We start from the raw sequence: 25,348 nt of genomic DNA on the forward strand, positions 1-25,348 counted from the left end.
TTCTTATCGATATGTTCCAATAATATCAAAATAATTAAATCATATTACTGAAACTATTGCAAAATAAAGAGTAATATGTTGTATATATTAAAACATATGTTGTATATTTGTAAAAAAATAATCCATCATATGATTCTAAAAGATTTTTATACCGAGAAAAAAAGTGCCATCGAAACAGCATTTCCTTCTGATGCGCCAACAGTTCAACTTTACAGTGATACTGTTTTTAAAACTTCTATTGAAACACCAGTAGTAATGTTTAAATATGACAATATCAACTGGGAGACATCCTCTGAAAAAAATTACAAAGCCGATGTATCCTTTTGCCTGTATATTGTATTACCTGTTGATACTATTTCTTCAACAAGTTATGCCAATGCATTTGATATTGCTCAGCGTATTGATAAAGCCGTCTTGTCTAATAACACCAGTAATGCTCTTATAGACACGCATTCTACTTTTAAAGTAAAAGAAAAGCAATGCACAAATGAAGATACCTATTGGAATAAAAATGATTATTTCATCTGGGAGATCACTTATAAAACGACATTAATTGAAAATATTCTAAAAAAGAAATATATTCTTTTTAACAACGGACTTAGTAACGAGGATTTAGAAGAGCTGGGATACGATTTAACTTCCGGAATTATCGAAATAAACCCAAATCAAATTGAAGGAGATATAGAACTAAACAAAACTACTTAATTATTAACAGTCTCATTTAAATTGCCATCACCCCGATTTATATGACACAAAATTAAAAACTATAAAAAAGCCAAAAACAAATTAAAAATTAACCCTACTATAAATACCACAAATGAGAAGAAGCAGAACACTATTAGACAAAAGAAGAGATTACGTTATTAATTATCTAAATAGAAATCAAGCTAAACAAATGAAAGTTGTAGTATCTGAACTTTCAGATACCCTGTTCTTAACAGAGCGTACTATTTATACTATTATAAATGAAGGTCTCGCTACAGAAGCCAGAGCTTAAAAGACTGAAACTACTGGTTTTGACAATCACAAAAATTGGAAAAAGCAATCCTGAGCCTTAAATTTGTACTTGATATCAAAAGCAAATTTATCTCTCGGCCAAGAGGAAAATCCAATTAAAAAATCAGTTTTTATAAATCGTCCAAAATAGAAATTCTACTTTTTTGGATTCCGGATTACGAATACCATTTTAAATAATAAATTACTAAAAATAACAATTTTAACAAATTGTTACAGTCCTTCTTTTGCCCTTTTTTGAGCGGAAAAACAAAAACAAATTTTTTTAAACAATTAAACATTTTATATTATGAGTACATTAAACGATGTAGTGATTAACAAGCTATCTGGCGGATTAGGAAGAAGAACTCCAGAACAGGACATGGTTTCGGGATTACTTTTTGATGGTAAACCACTTGCAAAATTAGAATTAGACAAAGTAGAACGTTTGGCATCATTAGAAGATGCCGAGGCGCTTGGCATTACAGAAGGTTATGATAGTGAATCACAATCTGTTTATTATCAGGTTCAACAATTTTTCAGAATGAATCCTTCCGGAGACTTGTACATTATGAAAACGAAAGCTAGTTCTGGTGCTGATGACGATATTGCAGCTTCTTATGAAGACATTGCCGGGAAAGCATTAGATATGCAGGAAAAAGCTAATGGAAACATTCGCCAAATGGCAATTATCCATGCCGGACCAACAACTTTTGCGCAAACATTAGCTGCGGTAGCAACAGCACAAACACAAGCTAATCTTGCTTATACAGATTATATGCCTTTTGAAGTTATTCTGGAAGGAAAAGGTTTTAATGTTGAAGATGCCGCTTCTTTGGCTGAATTAAATGCAGAAAATGTTTCTGTCGTTGTCGCTATGGATGTTGAAAAAGCTGTATTATACCCAGACTCTGCAGCAGTTGGATTGGCATTAGGCGCAATTTCGAAAGCAAAAGTATCTGAGAACATTGCCTGGATCGAAAAATTTAATTTAACTGGTGAAGGTTTTGCAAAAGCAGGTTTTGTAGGTGGTGAAGAGGTTAAAACTCTTGGAACACTAAGCGACCTAAACGAAAAAAGATACATTTTTGCAAGAACACACACTGGTTTACCAGGCGTTTATTTTAACGACAGCTCTACTTGTACTACTGGTACATCAGACTTTGCTTATGTTGAAAACAACCGTACGATCAACAAAGCAACTCGTTTATTGCGTACTGCTTTATTACCAAAATTAGCCTCTCCGGTTTTAGTTGATATTGATGGTAAATTACCACAATCAGTTTCAAAAAGCTTTGAAGGTTTATGCAGAAGTGCTTTAGAAGCAATGGTTGCCAACCAGGAAGTATCTGATTTTGATGTTTATGTTGATCCGAAACAAAACATTTTGGCAACTTCAGAATTAAAAGTAAAAGCTGAAATTACACCAATTGGAACTGCCCGTAAAATTATGGTTGATTTAGGATTCAAAAATCCTTTCGGAATTGACAAAGCATAATTTATAATTCACAAAAACAATAAAAATTCACAAATGATAACGCTCTAATTCAGTTGTTGCAAACACAAATGAATAAAGGTTATAGTCCTTGAGCGTTATCGGGATTATTAAAAAACAAATAAAGCTACATATGAATAAATTACCATTAATTAACGGACAACAACACAGCTGGTCATCAATTGAAGTAAGTATTGCAGGTAACATCGTTACCGGTATTACAGCTGTAAACTATAGCGACTCAGTATCTAAAGAAAACCATTACGGTGCCGGTGACATGCCAGTACACAGAGGTAGAGGAAAATACGAGGCAAAAGCTTCCATTACTTTATACAACTACGAAGTAGAAGCTATTTTAGCAGCTTTGCCAAAAGCACAAAGATTGCAGGATATTAATCCGTTCAGCATCATTGTAAGTTACTTAGATGACAGTAATGAAGTGATCACTCACACAGTAAGAAACTGTGAGTTTAACTCAAACAGCAGAGGAATTAGCCAGGGAGATACCAAAATCGCGGTTTCTTTTGACTTAATCTGTTCTCACGTTGAGTGGAACTAATCTTCAGGATAAATACCTAAAACCATAATCCCCTTCCCTGCCTTAAAACCGACTAAAAAGAGAAAACCAATACCAAATGCGTTACGCAAAAAAGGAGTTCAAAGCAACATGATTTTTGCAAGCAATCTATTCTACACGCTCTTTATTAGTCCGTTTTAAGCTGGGAATCTACTTCAGGAGGCTGCTTTGAGCTTATTAACTTCAAAAAAATAACTCAGGCAGCCTCTTTTTTTTAAAATCCGCTTATCTACATAATCAATTTCTATAAATAAATAAATAAATAAATAAATAAAAGAACGTCAATCCGTTAGCATAACAGAAATGACATTTATACCTGTGTCTGGCAGTATTTCAATAACAAAAACAGACACCACTACATCAGACATCAATTACCCAATCATAAAAACAAATAACAGCGTTCAAAATGGAAAAATCAATCTCAAAAACTGCCGATGTTCTTGACGGAAACATCACACAAGCACAACTAAACCAGTGGAAATACAAACATAAAAAAGTAGTCAAACTCACCATTACAGATGATGATGAAACTCCTCTGTTTGCCTATTTCAAAAAACCGGATATGAGTATTCGCTCTGCAGTTTTACAAGCTTCAAAAATGGATGAATTTAAAGCGCTTGAAGTATTATTCAAAAACTGTTATTTGGGTGGTGATGGCAAAATTGAACAAGAAGATGATTTACGTCTTAACATTACCACGGCATTCTCAGATCATATTCAACCTAAACCAGTAAAAGTCGAGGTAATATAAAACCCTTTTTCTGTTCTCCTTAAAAAACTATCCAAATGATTATTAAAAACCATGATATAGAACTAAAAGACACCAGTGCTTCTGAAATGGCCCGGTTTAGGCAAATTATGCTCAGCATTTGGCGTCAGCAAATAGAAGATGATAAAAATAGTGCTGAGATGATTAAATATGTTAGCAGCTCTACTATAAATAACGGCATTACTCTTGTTTCGGTAACAAAAATTATAGAAAGTATTAAAAATCAAATTGGAAAAGTCCATGACCGCATGTTATTTCATGATTTAGTTGCTATTCCAAATAGTATGCCCGATGGCTTCGAAAATTTCACTTATAACGATAGTCAGGGAAATGTAAAAGAAGGTGGAATTCTTTTAAAATGGAATCAGTTTAAGGGCATCAATTTAGTACCAGGCACTTTTCAGGCATTTATTGAAATTGGAACTGAACAAACCGATTTTATACTAACGATTTTCAACAATGATTTAACTGAAACTGCATTCAAATTTACGGTTCATGATTTTGATCTTTTCATGGCTCTTTTTAAATCCTTAGGAATCAAATATAGCGATACAGGTAACACAGCTATTATCAATTTATATCTTAAAAATATAAAAGAAGCCAAAAATGATCCTAATAAATTAGACGTCATTTATGAATCTCTTCCTAAAATTTTATTTGGTAAAATGGAAGATGCAGATTTATACAAACATCTGGATCTCATTTTAAACGATATGTATGTACTTGGAGGATCAGTTGGGACAAATGAAGATAAAGCTATTTTACAAATTCTTTATGCGATTAAAGACAGGAAAAGTTTATACATGATTCTTAACGATAGTGAGTTATTATATAAAATATACACAAGGCTTCAAGGAGAAGAAATGCAACATCTACTTCGTTTCTTAACTCGTTTGGTTGATGAATTCGATACTTCAAAAACAGCAGATACTGTATATTTTGATAATAGTTATTATTTGTTTAGAGACACTCATGTCGAAACGGATTGGTCTGGAGGAGAAATTTTGATAAACAATTATAAAAATTCAACGAAAATGGGACCAAAAGTAGGATTTAAAAATCCTATGGAAATACCTTTTACGGAAAATTATATAGCAAACAAAGGTTTTAATCCATTAGCAAAATTAAATTTCGGAACAAAACTGGGGAATTTAGGCGAACAAACAGGCGATGAAAACACTTTTGTGATTGCGTTAAAACTCCATAACATGGCTACTAAACAATCGAACTGGGATTTGTTTAATGTTGCTACAGATTTATTGAGTTTATTATCTGCTTATGGTGCATTGCGTGTAGTGTTGGCAAAAGGAGCGCCTATTGTGGCACGAGCAATTGCAGGAGTTGTTTTGGCAAAAGACGCTACTCATTATGCTATGTTAAGCAATGGAACTTTAGAAAAATGGCACGAAAACGGTTATGGCTGGTTAGCCAAGCTGTGGATTGCTTTTAGTGTAACTGTAGATCTTGCTTCTTTCGGATTACCTAACTTATCTAAAATAGCAAAAGAAGGAAACGTCGCAGCCGAGTTGGCAGAAACAGCAGAAGATGCCAAAGAAATAAAAAAAGTGGCAGATGAAGCAAACAGAATTGTGGAAGCAGAAACAGGGAAAGATGTTTCTAAAATGAGTGAAAGACAGTTTGAGAAATTTGCCAAACAAGCAATGTTAAATGATCGGAAAATAATTACTTTAGCAGATGTAAATCAATTAGGCATTGCGAATAAAGTTGAATTAATTGATGAAACAGGAGAAAGCGTTGGTTTCATTACTCGTAATATGCGATATGGAGCAAAAAAAGGCATCACTTACGAATTTAATGCGATAAAAGAAGCTGGAACGATTAAAAAAGGCAGCAAAACAGATTTAAAATGCGAAATAAAATTATTAGATATTGAATCTGCAAAAAAATACGATTTGCCTGTCAAACAAAATGAAGAAATTTTATATCTTGATTTTAATATTCCATCAAAAATTAATGAACAATATAGCGGTTTAGGGAAAATAGTTTTTGATGACGCGCATACTTTCATGAAAAATAGTAAGAAAGTACCTGAAATAAATGGTATGTTTGGTATGTGGATAAAATATCCTGAATACTATGCACATTACGGCGGAGAGTCTATTAATCTTAAAAAGTTTTGGAAAGCTATAGATAGTGGAATGGATGAAGAAGAAGCCGCTTTTGAAACTATTACAGGAGCATGGGCAAAAGAAAATGGATATACCAAAGTTGAATTTCAAGGAGAATGGACAAGAGAAGAGGTCATTATTAAATTTTTAAAAGAATAAAATATGGGCAATCATTTATACAAAAATGGAGATTGGATATTTATTAGTAATTCAACCATAAAGGAGAAAACATATAGAGATTTTTATCCTGTTGATTTAGAATCTAAAAACAAAAAATGGGGTAGCAATGAAAACCTAGATTTGAAATACCCTATTGTTTTAGAATTACTAAAAGAAGTCATTCCAGAAAAAGCTGGCAAAAAGGGAATAATGGATATTGAATTATCAATGGAAGAAATTTCAGGAATAAAAATTATTTTTGAACGCGAAATAAATCACATATTATCTATTAGAAAAGCTGCAAAAGATGGATATACTATAATTGTTTTTGATAAAGAAATCAAAGTTGACACAAGGGATCAAGCTCCAACAGATGGTCGTCTAGTAGCTTTTAATGATATTTATTTAATTGCAAAAGAATGTCTGGATGAAAACAAACCCATGTATTTAAGTATCGATTAAATTTGATTACAAAAACATAATTTATTAAAAACGCCCGTTTTTCTACTCTAGAAAAACGGGCGTTTTTTTTGTCTTTTATCTTAATTTAAAACTACAAAACAAAGCACTAAAAAACCACAACCTCTTCTACTGAAACTACTGATTTACAACCTTATATTATTTTCCAAACACGCTATTTCGGCGTATTTTTACAGTACAATTAAAAGCACATATCCCATCAGAATCGAGATCAAAAAAAGAAACATTTTCAGGATTTATTTAAGGAATTCTTTTAACCGAAAATAAATCTAAAAACACAAATCATCTTACCGCTTAATGAATACCGTGATTGTTTTCGAACCATCGGGAAAGGCTTTTTATTCTCAAAATTGAAATCATTAATACATACAAATATGGATCAAACAACAAAAAAACACATTGATTTGCTTCATCCTTCGGTCAGGGAAGAAGTTACCAAAATTATCGAGGAATGTGATCTTGCTTTAAACGGAAGAGCAAAAGTGCGCATTACACAAAGTCTCAGAACTTTTCAGGAACAAGAAGATCTTTACGCTTTTGGCCGAACTAAGCCTGGGAAAAAAGTTACGAATGCCAAAGGCGGTCAATCTATTCACAATTACGGTTTTGCTGTAGACATCTGTCTTATTATAGATGGCAAAACAGCTTCCTGGGATACAGCAAAAGACTGGGACAACGACCAAATTTCTGATTGGCAGGAATGTGTCAAAGTTTTCGCCAAATACAACTGGAACTGGGGCGGTGACTGGAAAACCTTTAAGGATCTTCCGCACTTTGATAAAAAGGGTTATAGCGACTGGAAAGTACTCAGTAAGCTAAAACGTGATAAAAAAAACTATGTAATCTTATATAAATAAACAAATGAAACAGTTTAAATTAAAACTCATACCTTTTTTAATTGCGATTTCTTTTGCAGTTGTTTCCTGTACTTCGACCAGAACAGCCTTATTCGATCAATATTCCTATCAAAAAACAACAGAGTTAAAAATTGAAACGGCCAAATTGATGGATAAAGCAGTAACGCCTTATACTTCTAATAAAAAAGAAGTTGAATCTCTGTTGTTAAACATTGAAAAATTGGTTGAATATGAAAAAAGCAAACCCAATAACGAAATCACTTTTGCGATGTGGAAAATTCTAAGCGATAAAGAAAAAAACTTATTATCCGGATTTTTTAAACGTTGGGAAACTAAAGGAACTTTATCTCCTGTTTTTGTAGCCGAATCTGAAAAACAGGTTATAAATGCTTTGGATTTACTTATTCAATATGAAAGTAAAAAAGACAAAGAATCAAAAGATGCTCTTTTAGATTTAATCAACTTCAACAAATAAAAGCTATGGACAACGATACATTATTAAAAGAGTTAAAAAGCAGATTAAAAACTATTATAACCAATAATTATAAAGACATTAAACCAGAATTAGAAAAAGACCTGAATGCGTTTTTAGAAACATCCAAAGAAAAACTCGAACGCTGGATCTTACTTTTCTCTACTTCTGCCCTAACTGAAGAAGAATTAGAATGGCTCTTAAAAAGTCAACTTGATTTGGTTGCTTTACAAGCATTACAAACTACCGGAATATCAAAAATCAGATTGAATACACTTAAAAATAACATTGTAAAAACAATTTTCAGGGTTATTATCGAGCTGGTTATTCCAGGTGTTTAAAAATCTTGTTTTCAAACAATTAAAAACAAGATAAAACACTAACAAACAAATACTTAAATACATATTTGAACTTACTGAAACTACTGATTACTGATCCTTAAAATCTTGGTTAAGGAGAAAGCATAGCTTATTTTTACAGTATCAAATAAAACATCATTTTTTGGATATGGCGCGCAGATTCAAAAGAGGATATTAACCCATAAAAAAGCAAAAAGCACAGATGAAAGATTTTATCATAGAAGAAGATTTGTTAATCATAAAAGGTGATTTCGAAGGTGATTTAAAAGGTGATTTCGCCATTAAAGATTCAGATCAGCAAAACATCGAACACCTTTTGCTAAGCCAAAAAGGAAGCTACAAAGAGTTTCCGATACTTGGAGTAGGAATTAAAAAATACATTAACAGTCCGGATGCAACCTCCAGGCTAAGGCTAGAAAACGAAATAGACAAACAATTATCGTATGACAACTTTTATGTGAAAACATTAGATGTTAACGATTTACAAAACATTAAAATCGATGGGAACTATTAAACCACAGGAAAATCAAAACATTTTTGACATGTCCTTGCAAGAATACGGAAGTATAGAAAAAGTATTCGACCTTTTGGAAGACAATGATCAATTTAACATTACAGAAGGCATTTCTGTATACCAGGATTTAAAAATAGGCAGAGAAGCCTTTAAAAAGGATATTGTTGAATATTACAATTCCAGAAATCTAAAACCGGCGACTTCACTTACTGAAGAAGAAGAATTTTTACTGGATAACTTCTCCGGAATTGATTATATGATTATTGAAGATGACTTCATCATCTATTAATCAATTATCAAAAATCTAATCTCAACTTTTAGTAATCTCTAAAAGAAAACTACAACTCTGTAGTATTTACAAAGAACATAAACAATTATCTATAAGCATATTACACATGTCTTACAGGCTAAACTATATCTAAAAAATAAAATATGGCACGTACAATTGCTGAAATACAGAATGAAATTCTGACTGAGAAAGGGAACCAACCCTCTCTAAACGGCTTAACAAGCTCCTCAAAGACAAGCATTTGGAGGCTTTGGATTAACATTGTGGCTACTGCAATTTGGGTACACGAAAAAATAGTCGAAAAAAATGCCTTGGTTTCAAGGCCTCACACCTTAAACTGGTATAGAGATCAGGCTTTAAATTTTCATTATGGGGTTCCATTAGAGCCAGACTCGAGTAACGGAATGTCCCTAATCTGGCAGGATGGTTCGTATCAATTTGATACGACAGGTCTTACAGAATCAGAAATTGAAGAGTCTAAAATAATAAAACATTGTGCTGTAAGTGAAATTGACTTAGAAACAGTCCTCAACCCAAGCAAAGAAATAGAAGAAATTTTTTCTGACTATTTCCATAATAAAGTTGGAGTTGTTTTTATAAAAGTTGCCACTGTAAAAGAGGATAAAATTTCCAGAATCGATGTACCCAACGAACTTTATGCCTTTAAAGAATACATTTCCAAAATTAAAGATGCAGGAAATCAGGTCTATATAAGTTCTGACCAGGGAGATATTCTGAAACTAAGTCTAAATGTTTATATCGATCCTTTAAGTATTTATATCAATCCGAAAGATATTGAATACTATCAAACAAAAATCTCAAACAGCAACTCAGATCAGGATATAGTCCCAGCCGAAAGTTATGAATTAGATCCATTAAATGGTTCATTGATATCAAATAATCAGGTATATCCAGTGATTGAGGCTGTAAAAGATCATTTAAGAAACATCGAATTTAATGGCGCTTTTGTCAAAACATATTTGGTTGATGCCATTCAGAAAGCGCTGGGGGTTAAAATTCCGATTTTAACAAAGGTCCAAACTGCCGTGGCGACAAATCCAAATGATGAGCCGAATCCGACACTTCCTGATGTGACCAGAATAGAATATTTCATTCCAAAAGCAGGGTATTTTGATTTGGATACCCTTGAAGTTGAGGTAAACTACATTCCTTATACATTTTACCGCGATAAACAATAGTCTAATACTTGAACAATGAATAAATACACGATTTTAAAATGGGAAAAGCTATTATTATGGCTCATCCCTCCTATTCTTAGAAAAAAAACACATGCGCAATGGCTCAATGTTTTACTATCGCCAATTCGTTCCATTTATGAAGAGACTCTTTATAAAATGCAGCATACAGGCCAGGTAATTTATCTGGAAAAAGTACTGAACGAAACCTTCAATCCAACCAAAATTTATGATCCTAATACAAGCACGGAGCAAAAACGATTAGACGAGTTAATTTATATAGACGAATCGGTCAAACCTACTTTGCAATATGTATATCGCCATAAAGAGTATTATGAACCGGACGGAACGTTAATGATTCCATTGTTAAAAATATTTAAGCGAGAGGAATATAAAAACAAAAATAACAAACCTGTTTATCTAGCCCATCGTAAAGATTACACCACGCTGGCCTATGCTAATTTTAGAGTATTTATACCTGAAGTTTTAATAACAAACGGAACTATAACAATCCAACCAGATAAAGATGGAGCTGTATCGAAAACAGCGGCCATAAAAGTGGCAAACATTGAATTCCACAACCTCCTTAACTTCTATAAACTAGCTGGCAAAAGTTATGAAAGTTATCCTTATTCACCAGAAGTCTTAGAAAAATAGTATCAAAAACAACAGCCATTTAAATCAATAAAAATGAAACAAGTAAATTTTAGCCATTCGGGAGGATTTCCGCTCGAGCAAGAAACTTTAGAAAAACTTCAAACTGCCTACAGGTCTGAATTATACGAAGCTTTAAAAAGGCATTTAAGTATCGATAACAATAACGATTATATTGTAGCTCAGGCAACAAGCGAAGCAAAAGGCTGGGCAGTTATCCGTCAGGAAGATGCTGTAAACCCGGAAAATCAGACAGGAATTTTATACCCTATTAAAAATGGAACTCCAACGAATTATTTAAAAACCACCAGAACAGAGACAAATTTAATCTACGGAACCGGAGAATCTCAACCCGCTTATTATGACTATGAAGCAGAATACAGCCCTGCCAAATTGAATGATGGTGTTTTTGTTTCTGAAAGTGGTCAGGTACAAACGGTCTATTATTATGATTTAAGAAATTTTGAGATCGTTAAAGATATTAAGGCAATCGAAGAAATTCTGCAGGCAATTCAATCCAACATTAATGCAATTGAGGCTAACATTGGCGTTGTTGAAGGAGATATCAATGCAATTGAAGGAAATATCAATGTAATTAAAACAGATATCAATTTGATTAATCAATCTTATCTTCCGCTTAACGGCTCAAAAGCGATGCAGGGAGACTTAGATCTGGGGGCTCATCAATTATCAAAATTAGATATAAAAGAAGGTTCGGCAGCAAATGTAAGAGTTGAAGATTTTAAATTAGGCTCAATAAACAGAAGAGGATTATTACATCCAAATGATTATTTGGGAAGAGCTTTAGTTGACAGCAGCACCTCATCGGCGACAAGTCTTACTCTAAATTACGGTCCGGATTGGGAGAATACCTATGTTAATGGAAAAATATACTTTAACAATGCAGATACGAGTTTAGAAGATTTTACTGTTGCTAAACGTTCTGACAATTCTTTGTTATTGATAGATGGTCTAAATCAGGTCCTTAAAAGCAATAACCTACTCAATTCATTACTGAAGCGAATTACTGATTTAGAAGAAAAACCTGCAACTGCTGTACCTCTTGGAATGGTTGCTATTTGGGGGAAACCTGCTCCATTTCCTGAAGGTTGGGAAGAATATTTGCCATTGAGAGGAAAAATGCCTGTTGGACTTTATAATCCAACTCCTCAAGAAAGAAGTGAACAACTAGATGCAGATGGCGGTAACGGCTTGACTTATTATAGAGATAGTTTTAATTCTCCAGTATTTCCTTTTGACACATTAGGATATAGCGCAGGACGAATAGGTAAAAAAATCCTTACTGAAGAAATGCCTCCACACTATCATCACAAGCCAAACTCTCATTTTAAAAGTTTTGCAGCGGGATCTGGTGACTATGGCAACAGTAGTTCTACTGGAACCGGTGCTGATGGAGGCGATAATAGTCAGATGGCAATTGGAAATTTAGGTTCGAATTATAACACTAATGGCGATGCTTTAGAGCAAACAGTTGGAGGAGGTAAATCTTTCACAATGCTAAATCCTTACAGAGTTGTTCAATTCATTGAATATACAGGACGTCCAAAAGATGTAGTAGTTCCAACACCTCCAACAAATTTAACAGTATCAAATATTACTAATACAAGTTTAAAGTTAAACTGGACAGCATCAACTGACGAATATGGTGTTACAAATTATTTGGTATATAAAAATGATACTTTGTTAGCCCCATTAGGCAATGTTCTTTCCTATACTGTTACAGGATTAACCGCCGACACATCTTATAGTTTTTATATTATGGCAAAAGATGCTGAAGGAAATTCATCACTTAAGAGTAATACAATAAATCCAACCACAACAAATGTAGATACTACCATACCAACAAACTTTGATGGTTATTTACAAAGTGAAAATGAGATGTTTATCAGTTGGAATGCACCGGCTAGTCCAGGGGTTATTAGCTATGATATTTGGAGAAGACAAGCTGGTAGTGGAACTTCCTCACCACATGACACCACTCCCGGTTCAAGAACCTATTATTATGATACTGGTTTATTTGACACTACCTACTTCTTTCAAGTAAGAGCCCTATATAATACAGGTTACTCTGGTTTTACTGGGGAAGTGGGAATAACAACAGAACCAAGAGTTATAGAATGTTTCGATGTAGAATCATTAGTAACAATGGCTTCAGGACAATCAAAGAAATTAAAGAATATTGTAGTTGGAGATAAACTTCAGGGATTTTCTTTCCCGAATGAGATTGATGAATCTGATGGAGATTATATGATCTGGAGTGGAAAATTAGAGGAAGCTACTAAAACTGAAGTAACTGTTGTAAACAAAGTAACAAGTGTTCAGCCAGATTACTATGAAATCAAAACTGCCGACACTACGATTAAAGTTACCGGACAACATCCTTTATTAGTTACTGAAGATGGCGAAAACGTGCAATGGGTATGTGTGAAAAATGTGTCACAAACCATGTTATTAATTGACAAAACAGGAAAAACAAAGGCTATTGAATCAATAACATTCAAAGAAGAACCTTTGGAAGTTGCCCTTTTAGATGTTGAGAATGTAGATAATTATGTTATTTCAGGAATTGTTGCTCACAACAATAAACCAGAAGATCCGCACGATCCACAACCATAAAAAACAAAATAACTATTTAGTAATCTTTTGGGGTTTAATTACCCCAAAAGATTTCTTTACCTAAAACCATTCAACTTAAAAAACAATACATGAAAATTGTGAAATTTATTTTTACAGCTTCGGCCTTGCTGTGGCTTTTAATTACAATCTTGACAATGACAGCAGTAGTTGCTTTATTACTTCCCACCCTATTAATTTCGAAAAAACATTATACCGAATGGATCCTCTTTTTATTTGCATCGATTTGTTATTTAGGCATCTACCCTATTTGTTTTGTATATGCCATCATAAAATGGAAAGGTTTTTTAACCTATCTGAGAAAACTTAGTTTAAGCATCGACATTACCGGAAATACTATTGCCGGAACATTATTAAATGACAATTTTATTATCGCTTCCTCGACAAATAAATTTGGTGCTGTCCAGGAAACCATAAGCGACAATTTAGGAGAAAACGAAAGAGACAATACCCTATCGGTTTTCGGGAAAAGATTTACCAACTTATTGGGAGTAATTGATTTTGATCACGCCCAAAAATCTATAGTAGAAGACTAAAAGCACAAACCTATGATACATAAAATCTCAGAATATTCAAATGAACTAAAATTATTGCTTTACGGAATTTTTATTTACTTAGAAATGGATGCAGAAATCGTTAAGATATTATTTTACTTAATGGTAATGGATACTTTTTTAGGCATTATAAAAACCATAGTACTAAACAATCCTTTCAGCTTTAAAAAATTAGCTCTGGGATTTGTATCTAAGTTAGCCGTATTGCTAATACCAACCGCTTTGGCATTAATGAGTAAAGGACTTAATTACAACTTTAAATGGTTTGTAACCATAGTAATGGATTTACTTATTGTTAGCGACGGAATTTCAATAATCAGCAATATTATTGCCATAAAAACAAAAAAAGAAGTCGAAAATTTTGACGCAATGACTTTGATTCTTAAATCAATCAGAGATCGTTTAATACTATTATTCAAAAGACTTTTGATTACGATTGATCCTAAATATCATATCGAAAAATAAGCGAATACTTCATCCTAAATAATATCTATATAAGTAAAGGAATAAAAACAACTATAAGAAAACAGTTGTTTTTATTCCCTTATGAAAAGGTAGAAAAAGGATATGGATTCTTATGTACAAATTGATTTATACCCTAGAAGGAGAAATTAATTTCTCAAATTATTCATCTCAAATACCGCCAGATTAAACTGCTTCCTTTTTCTTCTGAATCTGAATTCTAGCGTATAACCAATTAACCAATTGAAAGTAAAAACCAAAAATGAACCCTATTTATTAGAGCGAATATTTAAGATCAGAAAAATCGAAAACATAATTGATTTAAGTAATTCTTTTTCTGTTGTAAATAAAAAAGAATTCCCGGCATTGTTTGAAGCAGAAATTTACAAAGTAACATTTGGCACAAAAAGATATGAAAAAACAAAAAGTTACGAACTCTTTATGTCTTACAACGAATTAATCTGTGACAAGGAAATTAATATTTTAAAAGAATCTCTTGGTATCGTCATTACCGGAGACGGATCACAATTTGAAATTCTTGATTACAAAACAGATTTCACTATTCAGTTTGATCAGGAAGACAGCTCTTTTATAGCAACTGATGAGGTGAAAAATGGTTTAATAAGTTTCAGGAAATAGATTGTTTTCTACTCGAAACAAAGCTCATACAACGATCAAAAAAAATATAACTAAACAAAATAAAAAATGAAAAAGATAATCTTATTATTAGCGTTGTCCGCTACGCTTTTCTCAACGGCACAATCCACTTATTTAATTCAAAAGCCATTACGTTTAGAGAGCGTAACTAAGGGAGAGAAGTCTGACAGCGTACTTGTACGTGGTACTGATAAAATTGTAAAGTTTGTTCCTCGAAGTGAGTTTCTTGGTTCCGGCCTTAAAACTGTAAATGGCATTTCTTTACTGGGTTCTGGAGACGTTCCATTTACTCCGGTATCAGATTCTATTGCTGGTATTGTTAATAATACACCTTTACAGGAATTAGGTGGTGTAGATAAAACTATTAGAGGTGTAAGAATTGGCCGAGGTAATAGTACGGGGATTGATAATGTAGTATTCGGAATCAATTCACAAAACTCGGCAACAACTGCTGTTGAAAATCATTCATTTGGATTTGAGGCGTTGAGAGATGTTACAACTGGCAGCTATAATACAGCTATGGGTTGGGGTGCGCTACAAATGAATACAACGGGTAGCCAAAATAGTGCCTTTGGTGATGCAGCTTCTATGGCGAATACTACTGGTTCTTATAACGTTGCTATGGGATGCAATACTTTAAAAGCCAATCAATATGGCAGCCAAAATGTAGCTATTGGAGTAAGTGCTTTGGCTAAAAATATAGGCACTGCCGGTTCAAATATATTTGGACACAGGTCTGTAGCCATTGGAGCAAGTGCAATGTTTAATAATACAACCGGAAATGGTATAGGAATAGGCAATTTCGCTTTAAATAACAATACTACAGGTACACACAATATAGCAATAGGTTTTCAATCCGGAAGTGGTATTACTACAGGCAGCAATAATACAATCATAGCTGGCACAGGATTTATACAATTTGGAGGTGGTATAACTACTGGGTCTAACAATTTAATCCTTGCCCAAAACAATGGTAACACTACAGGTATCACTACAGGATCAGGCAATACTATTTTGGGTAAAGTAAGTGGTTTAGCAGCTGCCTTAGAAAATACTGTAATAGTATCAGACGGTGTCGGAACACAAAGATTAATATCTAATTCAACAAATTTAACCACACTACCTGTTCAAACAACTGCTTTAATTATTGGAGACACAACAGGTAAAGCTGTTTTAACTAAAGAATATCTTAGTAGTATCATTGGAACCATTGCTCCTGCATCAGCTACAGCTCCTGGAAAGGTTGGTGAAATTAGAATAGTTGCTGACTATATATACTGGTGTATTGCTCCTAATACATGGATAAGAGCATCGGGAACAACATTTTAATAAAAATTGAAAACTCCTAAGCGTAATTAAATCACCTCAAAGCCACCATAAGAAGACTTTGTCCTTTTAATGGTGGCTTTGCTTTTAACATTCCAATTATTCAATTTAAATCATATTGCTGAGATAAGAAGTCCAATCCTAAACCTTTAAAACCACTAAAAACTCTACTTCTTCAATAAAAACTCATCTTCAATAAGCCTAAATTTTTCTCTATCCAATGGTTTATTTAAAAATCGAAATACAGAAGGATTATTTTCTGCCCGTTTAAAATCATCCGGATGTATAGACGTTGTAATCATTAAAATGATACAATTTGTTTTGATGGTTTCAGAAAGTTTTGCGTATTCTTCAAGAAATTCATAACCATTCATTCCAGGCATATTGATATCTAAGAAGATGAATTGTGGAAGTAATTCCGGAGTACTTTCTAATGATTTAATATAATCAAGTGCTTCAATAGCTGATTCCTGCAAAATTATTTCTTCGGCGAAATGATATTTTTCAGCCATTCGCTTTGCGATATAACGATCTGTTGGATTGTCGTCTATCACTAAAATTTTTTTGAAAGTTGATTTTTCTATTTGCTCGTCCATTAGTTAAGATTGGTTTATTTGTTTGGTATTTTAATTAAGAAAGTTGTTCCTTCACCTATTTGAGATTTCAATTTTATATCGCCATTCAGTTTATTAACAGCTTCTTTTACAATATACAATCCTAGTCCAGAACCAACGGATTCCTGCGACACCCGGTAGAACATGTTAAATATTTTCGATTGCGATTCTTCATCAATACCTATTCCGTTGTCCTGAATGAAGATATTGGTTTCAGTTGGAGACGTCTCTATTTTAATATTGACAAAGGGATTTGGAATTTGAGAATTTTGATACCGAATAGCATTTGAAATAAGATTATTTAAAATAGTGATTAGGCGATTTTTATCAGAATAAAAGGAAGCTTCATCAGAGATTTCAATTTTAAATTCAACCATTCTGTTATTATCACCAATGAATTTTAAATTTTCCGTCACACCATTAATCAGTTCTCTGAAATTAATTAGCTCGTTATTGATTTCCATACGAGAGTTTCGCGAATAATCAAGAATATCACAGATAAAACCATCCAATTTTTTTGCGCTGCCTTTTAGCATTTTAAAATAGTTAAGCATCAACTCTTCGGTAGTATCTTCTTTTGCTATTTCAATAAGACCGAGCATTGAGTTCAGTGGCGCTCGCAAATCATGAGAGGTACTGTAAACAAAACGGTCAAGTTCATAATTGGCGGTTTTTAATTCCTGATTTTCAATTTCCCTTTTTTTAAAAATTAGCTCCATATGCGCTTCACTATATTTTTTAAATTGATAGGCCCACAACCCGCAAATAGAAAAAATACAACCTGCAAGTATCATATGAATAATAAATGTCTGCAATGACATATAATCTAACTGAGAAAAATAAATTTCATCCAATCCCAGATACTGAAAATAACCAAACACTCCATGATGTATTCCCACAACCAGCATAAGTGGTATTTGCAACTTCCAGTTTTGATACGTAATAAGTATGGCACTTGCAATGAATGCCATAAAGTGCATTTCGAACATTCCATGCATCTGATAAATAAATTGAGCCATGAAAATTCCCAATACAACACTAAGGACATATTGGTATAAATTTGATTTAGGCAGGACAACTTTTGTGGAATAATACGCAATAAGCAGCAGGCTGCCAACTCCAACTCCGATTTGCCAGGTGTCATAAAAAAAAGAAAGCAACAAGCCGACGACAAAAAAACTGATGAGGAAATAATTAGTTAAGTGATCTGATTTTTTTTTAATTACAAAAAGAAAATCTTTAATGTGCATGGATTGTTCTAAAGCATCAATTTCTTGTTTCATGTTTTGTGGCAATTTGGGTTGTTATTTAAATTCTCTTTTTAGCTTTTGGCTGTAGGTTATAAGAAATTTAGCCTCGCATCAGCAATTTGAGGATATGCAAAAACTTTGACTTTAAATTGTTTTAAAATTAAATGATTAAGAAAATTATTAATAAGACTTCACCAATTTATACAAAAAAAACATAATACCAAACTTTAAGTAATGTATATTTTTTCAATTAAATATAATTTTTAATGACATCAATTTTTAGTGGTTTTTACAAATACAATTCATAATGGATTTCTAATACTAAAATGATTCTGCAATAAAATTCCTCATTCATTTAAAAATTTCATGCTTTTATTCAGTAAGAATAAACCAGAGTCAGAGATACTTTTTTATACGTTTTTTTCATTCCTTTTATTCCACATATAATCAGGCTATTAATTTCTAATAAACAGGTATTAATACTTACTTGTTTATGATACTTAATTGATACTTTTGAGAGCCCCTAATAGTTTTTTTTATTAATTCATTTGAAATAAAATTATGATCTCAGATTTCTTTGAAACAAATAACTATTTCGTTGACAAAAAAAATAGTTTTCAGGAGCATTACAATGTATATAACGACAAACGCGAACGTATTGGCAGAATTAAACAAAAACTAACCGTATTACAAAAAGTATTACGCTTTCCAATAAGCAAAACGCTGCTGCCTTTTTCTGTAGAAATTCGAAGTGCCAATGGTGGTTTAGAGGCTTCAATTTTAAAAAAAGGTCTCTTTGCAAAATCGGAAATTATTGTACAGGATGCTTCCGGGAAAAAAGTAGGAGTTATTAATAGAAACTCAAAGCTTCTTAAACCTGAATTCAAAATTTTAAACAGCACTAACGAGGTTATCGCTAAAATAGGCGATGTCTGGAAAAAATCTAATTTTATTATTAATGATCCGTTGGAAAATCAAATAGGTACAATTGATAATCAATGGAAAGGAGCCATGAAAAATGTTGTCAGATCAGACAAAAGTTATAATGTAAGTATTACAACCAACTATAGCAATAATGAAGAAAAGGTGGCCATTTTATCTACTGCCATTGTTATAAATATGTTTTTTTAAACCTGAATTCTGTTAAAGTTTTTCCACTACTAAAAAAGGGAATAGTTTCAAAATTATAACAGAAACATCTTTTAATTTTGATTAGGAAATTCAAAAAAAAAAACCTGCAAAGCAAACTTTACAGGTTTTAGGATATCCCCAAATACCCTAATAAACATATAGCGTAACAGGCTTTATTATCATCATTATAATAAAACCCATTTCGCTATATCAACTAAAAACAATTTTAAAAATGAAACAATTTAAATGTTCTTTATTTTTAAATTACATGTCAAATTATTATAACAAAATCTGAATTCGGGATTGAAAAAACTGGGTCGCCCCTTTTAAGCTAAATCGGTCCAATACTCCATAACCATAAGCGAATTCAAATCTAAAATTTTTAGAAAGATACCAATTTACCGTTGGCGTTATTCTCCAGAAACGTCCGCCCTCAATTAGTCCGCCATTCAATTCGTTGGTAGAATACCTTAATGCGGCCTCGATTTCGCCTAATCCTCCTTCAAAAACAGATTTTTTAACCGGAATGAAAGTATAAATACCACTTGTTGTCGTATAAGGCCGGCTTGCTCCTGTAAAAATGTAACTCATCATTACTTCTCCACCATGAAAAACCGGATCGTTTTTTTCTTTTGAATTAAACATTTGCCAGTTATATTCAGTTCCAAATAACCATGGTCCTTTGCTATAGTAGATTTCCCAACCCACAAAAGTTCCCTGATTGGCTGAAAAAGTACCGGTGTCTATAAAAATGGGAGCTGAATTTGATTCGGGTCTCGATTTAAGTCTGATCTTATTATCTTCCGGCTGTCCTATTCTGAAATTTCCCCCAATGTGCAGCGTCGTTTGTTTTTCTTCAGAATGTATTGGAAGCCAGGCAGCTCTTGTTATAAATTGCCAGCTATAGGTACTAAATCCCTGATCTTTAGAAAGCCAGTCTGCAAAAATCCCCATATTCCAAACAATTCCTTGTTTTGGAAGATAGCCAAGCCATTTTATACCATCACCCAGAATGGGTATCGCATCAATTGCCATGTGTCGTTCCAAAGATTCTCCGGAGTAACCGTTCATGACTTTACTGAGCGAAAAACCTTCTTTAGTACGGCCTATAAAAATGCTCCCCCATATTTCCGGTGTGGCAATCATAACTCCGGATTCACGTACATACCAGGCTTTTGCGTCTCCATCGTACATAAAACCGGCTTTCCAGGTTATGGTTCTTTTTGTTTTAAGCTGACCGCCAATTAAAATCCTAAAGTCACGAACATCAAAATCGTATTTAAGTTCTTCGCCAATCGAATCCATTTGTCTTTTGGTAGTTGCATCTGCCACATATCCTGCATATTCATATAAAAAACCAGCACCCAGTTTGATCGTTGTAAAACTGGTGTCAAACATGTTCCAAGGCAATTTTTCAGCCTTCGTACTGTCTACAGCCTGCAATACTTCACCTTCGGTTCCGTCAGGTACTGTTTTTGGCAATTCCTGACATAATGAGCGGGAAGGTAAAATCAACATTATAAAAACAATGAAACCAACCCGCAATTGCGACAGAAAGGAACAATTTGCTATGATTCGTTTTGCTTTCAAAATACCGTTATTTATAGATTAATATTCCAGGAATATTTTTTGCAGTTCGTCCAGTTTTCTTGGTTTAAGTAACGCCACAGTCAACAGAATTCTTGATTTTTGCGGATTCAATCCGTAAGAAGCTATAAGTCCCAATTCGTCATCATTGCATTCTACGTTACGTCCTACAATACCAGTTGCAACACGAGTACTTCTTACCACAATAATTCCTTTTTTACTTGCTCTCGCGCAGGCATCAAGAGAAGCTTTATTCATATTTCCGTTTCCAACACCTGCGATTACAATTCCTTTGGCACCTTTTTCAATAGAAGCATCAATTAAATCCGGTTTCATGTCGGCATCCGCATAAATGATATCTACACGTGGAAAAGTGGTCGCTCCTTTTACGTCGAATTCAGAACTTTTTCCAAACTTTTGATCAGGATAGTGGTAAAAATCGTTTACTCCATAAGAAGTGGTTCCTATAAGTCCGCGTATTGGAGACATAAAAGTCTGAACAGCAGTTGTACTCACTTTGGTCAATGATTGTGCAGAATGAATCCAGTCGTTCATAACTAACAGTACGCCATGCCCTTTTGCTTTAGGATCTGCAGCCACGGCAATACCATTATAGAGATTCAAAGGTCCATCAGCACTTATTGCAGTTGACGGACGCATAGATCCGACAAGCACTACCGGTTTCTCTGTTTTTACAACCAGATTCAGAAAATAAGCCGTTTCTTCCATAGTGTCGGTTCCATGTGTGATTACAAAACCGTCAACATCTTTGCTTCCTGCTAGTTCATTGATTCTGTTGGCTACTTTCAGCATTATTTCAAATGACATATCCTGAGAGCCTACATTTGAGATTTGTTCGCCTTTAATATCCGCAAGTTTGAGTGCATCCGGCACTGAATTCACCATCGCATCAATTGTTACTTGTCCCGAAGTATAACCAGATTGTACACCACTTGCGGCAGATCCGGCGATGGTACCTCCCGTTGCCAGAATAAGAATTTTAGGTTTTGCTTGGGCAATTATCCCGGTACTTACTAATAATAAGGCTACAATAAGTAGTTTTTTATATATGATTGCATTTAATTTCATGATATAGATTTTTTAGTTGATGGTTATTTTTGTCCTGTTAAACTGGCAGGGTCAAGTAATTTTTTAATTTGATCTTCCGTAAGTAATTTCTTTTCGCGTATAAGCTCCAGAATTCCTTTGTTGGTTTCAAGAGCTTCTTTGGCCAGCTCTGTGGTTTTTTCGTAGCCCAGTACCGGATTAAGCGCGGTAACGATACCAACACTTCTTTCCATATAATGATCTAACACAGATTTATTTGCCGTAATACCTTCGATGCAATTTTTTCTGAATAAGGGAAATGTTTTAAAAAACAATCCTTGTGATTCCATCATGGCGATAGCCTCGACTGGTTCAAAAGCATTCAATTGCAGTAAACCGGAATGAGCAGCAAGCGTCACGGTTAAATCATTTCCTATTACTTTAAAACAAACTTCATTCATTAACTCCGGCATTACAGGATTTACTTTACCCGGCATAATGGAAGATCCCGGTTGTAATGCCGGCAAGTTGATTTCGAAAATCCCCGCGCGTGGTCCGGAAGCCAGAAAAATAAGATCGCTGCTTATTTTTGACATGGCTACAGCCATACTTTTTAGTGCCGATGAATACATGACAAACCCTTGCTGGCTAGAAGTGGCAGCAATAAGATCCTTGCTCATCACAATTGGCTTTCCTGTAATTTTCGCAAGATGTGTGGCCACCTTTTCAGCATAACCTGGTGACGCTGTAATTCCCGTTCCTATTGCTGTCGCTCCCATATTTTGTTCGTATAAATAAACTTCTACTTTACGCAACGCAGCAATTTCAGCATCCAACTGATTTCCAAAGGCATGAAATTCCTGTCCCAGAGTCATCGGGACAGCATCCTGTCCCTCAGTTCGACCCATTTTTAGAATGTCTTTAAACTCATCACCTTTTTTATGAAATGCTTTGGCAAGCAAATCGGCTTCTTTTATCAGTTTATCATTATGAAGTAATAAAGCGACTTTAATAGCTGTCGGATAAACATCATTGGTAGATTGACCCATATTAAGATCATCATGCGGTTCTATAAATTGATACTCCCCTTTTTTATGACCGCTCATTTCGAGGGCGATGTTAGCGAGTACTTCATTGACATTCATATTGGCTGAGGTACCTGCACCTCCCTGATACAAATCAACAAGAAACTGATCATGATATTTTCCGTCTATTACCGCCTGACAGGCTTTTTCTATTGCCGCCAGCCTGTCTTTTTTAAGTCGGCCATCAGCTGCATTGGCGCGTGCTGCTGCCAATTTTACCATAGCAAAAGCTTTTACATAATCAGGGTAAAATTGTGTCGTCATTCCGCTGATCTGAAAATTTTCAAGAGCACGGGCAGTCTGAACTCCGTAGTACGCATTGTTTGGAATTTGCTTTTCACCCAAAAGATCTTTTTCAGTTCGGGTTTGGGCATTAAGGAAACTGATGTATAATCCAAAGAGGATTACATAATGTATTTTTTTGCACATGGTGTTTTGTTTTTTAAGTTTTTGGTAACTTTTAAAAGATGCTTTTATTAATTTTTTCTGTAGAATGCTTCTGAGAAGTTATATTTAAAAGAGAATTGTACTTTGCTTATAGAAGTGCTCCATCCATCTCTGAAATTATCACGATCACCCCATTGAAATTCACCTCCGACCAAACAATTTTTTGCCGGAGAATAAAGTAAATTCGCTATTACGTATTGCCCTTTTTTGAAGGCATCATTCGTTTGTCCATTAGAATTGTCAATATCAATCATAGAATAACCAAATGAACTGGTAAATTTTTCAGTCCAGCTATGATCAATGAAAGCCACAAAACCAAGCAACGGAAGCGCAACACCTTTTACAGGTTCTGTTATGTTCCCGGGATTATTTTCAATTCCGACATCCACCGGAGCATCATTCATGTAGTTCTGAATTCCTTCCCCATAAACAACCTGTCCCTTGAAAACCGTACTTTGTCCAAATTTAATATTGGTACTTAAATTTAATCCCCATCCAAGCGCATCTCCGGATAAATTAAACTGATCATTATTTTGATCTTTCCATTCGATTTTTCTTAATATACCGGCTAACTCCACATAACCCCATTTCGCACCATAGCGATATTCTGCCGAAAGATCCGGTAACGGAAATCTGGCATTAACGCCTTCAAGTTCGATACGATTGGCATATATACCCTGATCAGCACTTGCTCCTGGTCTTTCCAGCGCAATAGTTAAACGGGTATCGCCCTGAATTGGCATATAGCGAATTTGCACATTACGGAAAAACACCATTCCGGTCGGTCCCCAATATTCTAAGGTATTCGGAAATACGTCAATATCCATGAAAGGGCTCCAGGTCTGACCAGCTCCGAATTTTCCTAACTCGGCATAAGCATGACGCAAACGAAAAGTAGTCTGACCTGCATCGACACCGGTTCCGTACAATTCAAATTCGAATTGTGTTTTCAATTCTCCAATTCCGGTATCAAAATAGTTCTTTATGCCAAATCTTGTCTGACGTACTGAAGCATAATAGCTTCCGTCTGGTCCATATTCATTTTCATAAGAGGGTAATTTGGTTGGTCTCACGGCATCATACCAATCTGGTTGTATCTGATTAAAATTATAACCAATATCGGTCATGATAAACCCATAAATTTCCATACTTTTTTTAGCATCACCGTCCTGACCCTGCATTAGGTTTACTACAAAAAAACAAATTGTAATGGTCAGATATCGAATCTGAACCATTTGTAAAAACTTTTTTTTCATAATGATTATGGTTTATAATTGTTTGATTCCTTACTAATACCTAACCACTTACCTTAATGGGTTTTCAAGATTCCGGGTAAAATTTATTTCATGTTTTTTATTATATATTGTACAATTTCGGCTTCAAGTTCTTTTGTCAAATTTTCATATTCGACCTTCATGTGAAAATTGTCCTGTATTTTTTTTTGGTACTTTTCAACATTAATTTTACTGCAACAATAATCATCACACATACTTTTGAAATCATCATCGACCAAATACAAAACCTTGATTGATTCTTGATAATTGGAAAGCTTTTCACTATATAATTTCTCTGGAATTGACATTTTTATCC

27 protein-coding genes are annotated in these 25,348 nt (G+C 34.0%); 20 read left to right on the plus strand and 7 right to left on the minus strand.

Translation table 11 applies throughout. The features are described from left to right. The first annotated feature begins 129 nt into the window (after positions 1–129). From AC6CH4_RS15765 to AC6CH4_RS15855, 19 genes are all read left to right on the plus strand, one after another. Entirely contained in the window at positions 130–705 is a 576-nt protein-coding gene (locus AC6CH4_RS15765; RefSeq protein WP_498104578.1) for a hypothetical protein, read from the plus strand. Between the two features lie 112 nt (positions 706–817). Beyond that, positions 818–997 (plus strand): hypothetical protein, encoded by a 180-nt coding sequence (locus AC6CH4_RS15770; RefSeq protein ID WP_134151036.1) that lies wholly within the window; start codon positions 818–820, stop codon positions 995–997. 306 nt (positions 998–1,303) lie between these two features. Further along, positions 1,304–2,491, plus strand: coding sequence for a DUF2586 domain-containing protein (locus tag AC6CH4_RS15775; RefSeq protein WP_498104580.1), 1,188 nt, complete (start codon positions 1,304–1,306; stop codon positions 2,489–2,491). 130 nt (positions 2,492–2,621) lie between these two features. Continuing rightward, positions 2,622–3,047, plus strand: coding sequence for a hypothetical protein (locus AC6CH4_RS15780; RefSeq protein ID WP_498104582.1), 426 nt, complete (start codon positions 2,622–2,624; stop codon positions 3,045–3,047). 424 nt (positions 3,048–3,471) lie between these two features. Then, positions 3,472–3,816: a hypothetical protein gene (locus tag AC6CH4_RS15785; protein WP_498104584.1), complete on the plus strand. Its 345-nt coding sequence runs from the start codon at positions 3,472–3,474 to the stop codon at positions 3,814–3,816. A gap of 35 nt (positions 3,817–3,851) precedes the next feature. Beyond that, positions 3,852–6,122 carry a hypothetical protein gene (locus tag AC6CH4_RS15790; protein ID WP_498104586.1) on the plus strand — a complete coding sequence of 757 codons (2,271 nt, stop codon included), beginning with the start codon at positions 3,852–3,854 and terminating at the stop codon, positions 6,120–6,122. Between the two features lie 3 nt (positions 6,123–6,125). Next, the gene (locus AC6CH4_RS15795; protein ID WP_498104588.1) at positions 6,126–6,584 is read left to right on the plus strand and encodes a hypothetical protein; all 459 of its coding nucleotides are present in this window, start codon (positions 6,126–6,128) and stop codon (positions 6,582–6,584) included. A gap of 392 nt (positions 6,585–6,976) precedes the next feature. After that, a complete protein-coding gene (locus AC6CH4_RS15800) occupies positions 6,977–7,459 on the plus strand; it encodes a M15 family metallopeptidase (protein ID WP_498104590.1) in 483 nt (160 codons plus the stop codon). Between the two features lie 4 nt (positions 7,460–7,463). After that, positions 7,464–7,934 (plus strand): hypothetical protein, encoded by a 471-nt coding sequence (locus tag AC6CH4_RS15805; protein ID WP_498104592.1) that lies wholly within the window; start codon positions 7,464–7,466, stop codon positions 7,932–7,934. A 5-nt stretch (positions 7,935–7,939) separates the two neighbouring features. Further along, positions 7,940–8,272: a hypothetical protein gene (locus tag AC6CH4_RS15810; RefSeq protein ID WP_498104594.1), complete on the plus strand. Its 333-nt coding sequence runs from the start codon at positions 7,940–7,942 to the stop codon at positions 8,270–8,272. Positions 8,273–8,492: 220 nt separating this feature from the next. Next, positions 8,493–8,804: a hypothetical protein gene (locus tag AC6CH4_RS15815; protein WP_498104596.1), complete on the plus strand. Its 312-nt coding sequence runs from the start codon at positions 8,493–8,495 to the stop codon at positions 8,802–8,804. Continuing rightward, positions 8,791–9,093 carry a hypothetical protein gene (locus AC6CH4_RS15820; RefSeq protein ID WP_498104598.1) on the plus strand — a complete coding sequence of 101 codons (303 nt, stop codon included), beginning with the start codon at positions 8,791–8,793 and terminating at the stop codon, positions 9,091–9,093. Before AC6CH4_RS15815 ends, AC6CH4_RS15820 begins: the two co-directional genes overlap by 14 nt. A 143-nt stretch (positions 9,094–9,236) precedes the next feature. Next, positions 9,237–10,292: a hypothetical protein gene (locus AC6CH4_RS15825; protein WP_498104600.1), complete on the plus strand. Its 1,056-nt coding sequence runs from the start codon at positions 9,237–9,239 to the stop codon at positions 10,290–10,292. Positions 10,293–10,307: 15 nt separating this feature from the next. After that, positions 10,308–10,946: a hypothetical protein gene (locus tag AC6CH4_RS15830; RefSeq protein ID WP_498104602.1), complete on the plus strand. Its 639-nt coding sequence runs from the start codon at positions 10,308–10,310 to the stop codon at positions 10,944–10,946. Between the two features lie 33 nt (positions 10,947–10,979). Next, positions 10,980–13,580: a fibronectin type III domain-containing protein gene (locus AC6CH4_RS15835; protein ID WP_498104604.1), complete on the plus strand. Its 2,601-nt coding sequence runs from the start codon at positions 10,980–10,982 to the stop codon at positions 13,578–13,580. Positions 13,581–13,669: 89 nt separating this feature from the next. Further along, complete coding sequence (locus tag AC6CH4_RS15840; protein ID WP_498104606.1) at positions 13,670–14,134, plus strand: hypothetical protein; 465 nt, start codon at positions 13,670–13,672, stop codon at positions 14,132–14,134. A gap of 12 nt (positions 14,135–14,146) precedes the next feature. Continuing rightward, positions 14,147–14,617, plus strand: a complete 471-nt coding sequence (locus AC6CH4_RS15845) for a phage holin family protein (RefSeq protein ID WP_192187617.1) — start codon at positions 14,147–14,149, stop codon at positions 14,615–14,617. A gap of 240 nt (positions 14,618–14,857) precedes the next feature. Continuing rightward, positions 14,858–15,253 (plus strand): hypothetical protein, encoded by a 396-nt coding sequence (locus AC6CH4_RS15850; RefSeq protein WP_498104608.1) that lies wholly within the window; start codon positions 14,858–14,860, stop codon positions 15,251–15,253. A gap of 66 nt (positions 15,254–15,319) precedes the next feature. Further along, on the plus strand, positions 15,320–16,600 hold the full coding sequence (locus AC6CH4_RS15855) for a hypothetical protein (RefSeq protein WP_498104610.1): 1,281 nt from the start codon (positions 15,320–15,322) through the stop codon (positions 16,598–16,600). Positions 16,601–16,764: 164 nt separating this feature from the next. Here AC6CH4_RS15855 and AC6CH4_RS15860 read toward each other — a convergent pair whose 3' ends face one another. Then, the gene (locus tag AC6CH4_RS15860) at positions 16,765–17,193 is read right to left on the minus strand and encodes a response regulator (protein WP_498104612.1); all 429 of its coding nucleotides are present in this window, start codon (positions 17,191–17,193) and stop codon (positions 16,765–16,767) included. 14 nt (positions 17,194–17,207) lie between these two features. Next, a complete protein-coding gene (locus AC6CH4_RS15865) occupies positions 17,208–18,494 on the minus strand; it encodes a sensor histidine kinase (RefSeq protein WP_498104614.1) in 1,287 nt (428 codons plus the stop codon). Positions 18,495–19,022: 528 nt separating this feature from the next. Here AC6CH4_RS15865 and AC6CH4_RS15870 point away from each other — a divergent pair. Next, entirely contained in the window at positions 19,023–19,592 is a 570-nt protein-coding gene (locus AC6CH4_RS15870; protein ID WP_498104616.1) for a phospholipid scramblase-related protein, read from the plus strand. A 279-nt stretch (positions 19,593–19,871) separates the two neighbouring features. On the opposite strand, the gene AC6CH4_RS15875 is transcribed toward AC6CH4_RS15870, so the two are convergent. From AC6CH4_RS15875 to AC6CH4_RS15895, 5 genes are all read right to left on the minus strand, one after another. Beyond that, positions 19,872–21,182 (minus strand): OprO/OprP family phosphate-selective porin, encoded by a 1,311-nt coding sequence (locus AC6CH4_RS15875; RefSeq protein ID WP_498104618.1) that lies wholly within the window; start codon positions 21,180–21,182, stop codon positions 19,872–19,874. 18 nt (positions 21,183–21,200) lie between these two features. Further along, entirely contained in the window at positions 21,201–22,268 is a 1,068-nt protein-coding gene (locus AC6CH4_RS15880) for a type II asparaginase (protein WP_498104620.1), read from the minus strand. Positions 22,269–22,291: 23 nt separating this feature from the next. Then, positions 22,292–23,740, minus strand: a complete 1,449-nt coding sequence (locus AC6CH4_RS15885) for an aspartate ammonia-lyase (RefSeq protein ID WP_498104622.1) — start codon at positions 23,738–23,740, stop codon at positions 22,292–22,294. Between the two features lie 47 nt (positions 23,741–23,787). Further along, positions 23,788–25,014 carry a DcaP family trimeric outer membrane transporter gene (locus AC6CH4_RS15890; RefSeq protein WP_498104624.1) on the minus strand — a complete coding sequence of 409 codons (1,227 nt, stop codon included), beginning with the start codon at positions 25,012–25,014 and terminating at the stop codon, positions 23,788–23,790. Between the two features lie 83 nt (positions 25,015–25,097). Next, on the minus strand, positions 25,098–25,340 hold the full coding sequence (locus AC6CH4_RS15895) for a hypothetical protein (protein ID WP_498104626.1): 243 nt from the start codon (positions 25,338–25,340) through the stop codon (positions 25,098–25,100). Between the last annotated feature and the right edge of the window lie 8 nt (positions 25,341–25,348).

The organism is Flavobacterium sp. GQ95 (genome assembly GCF_059758655.1).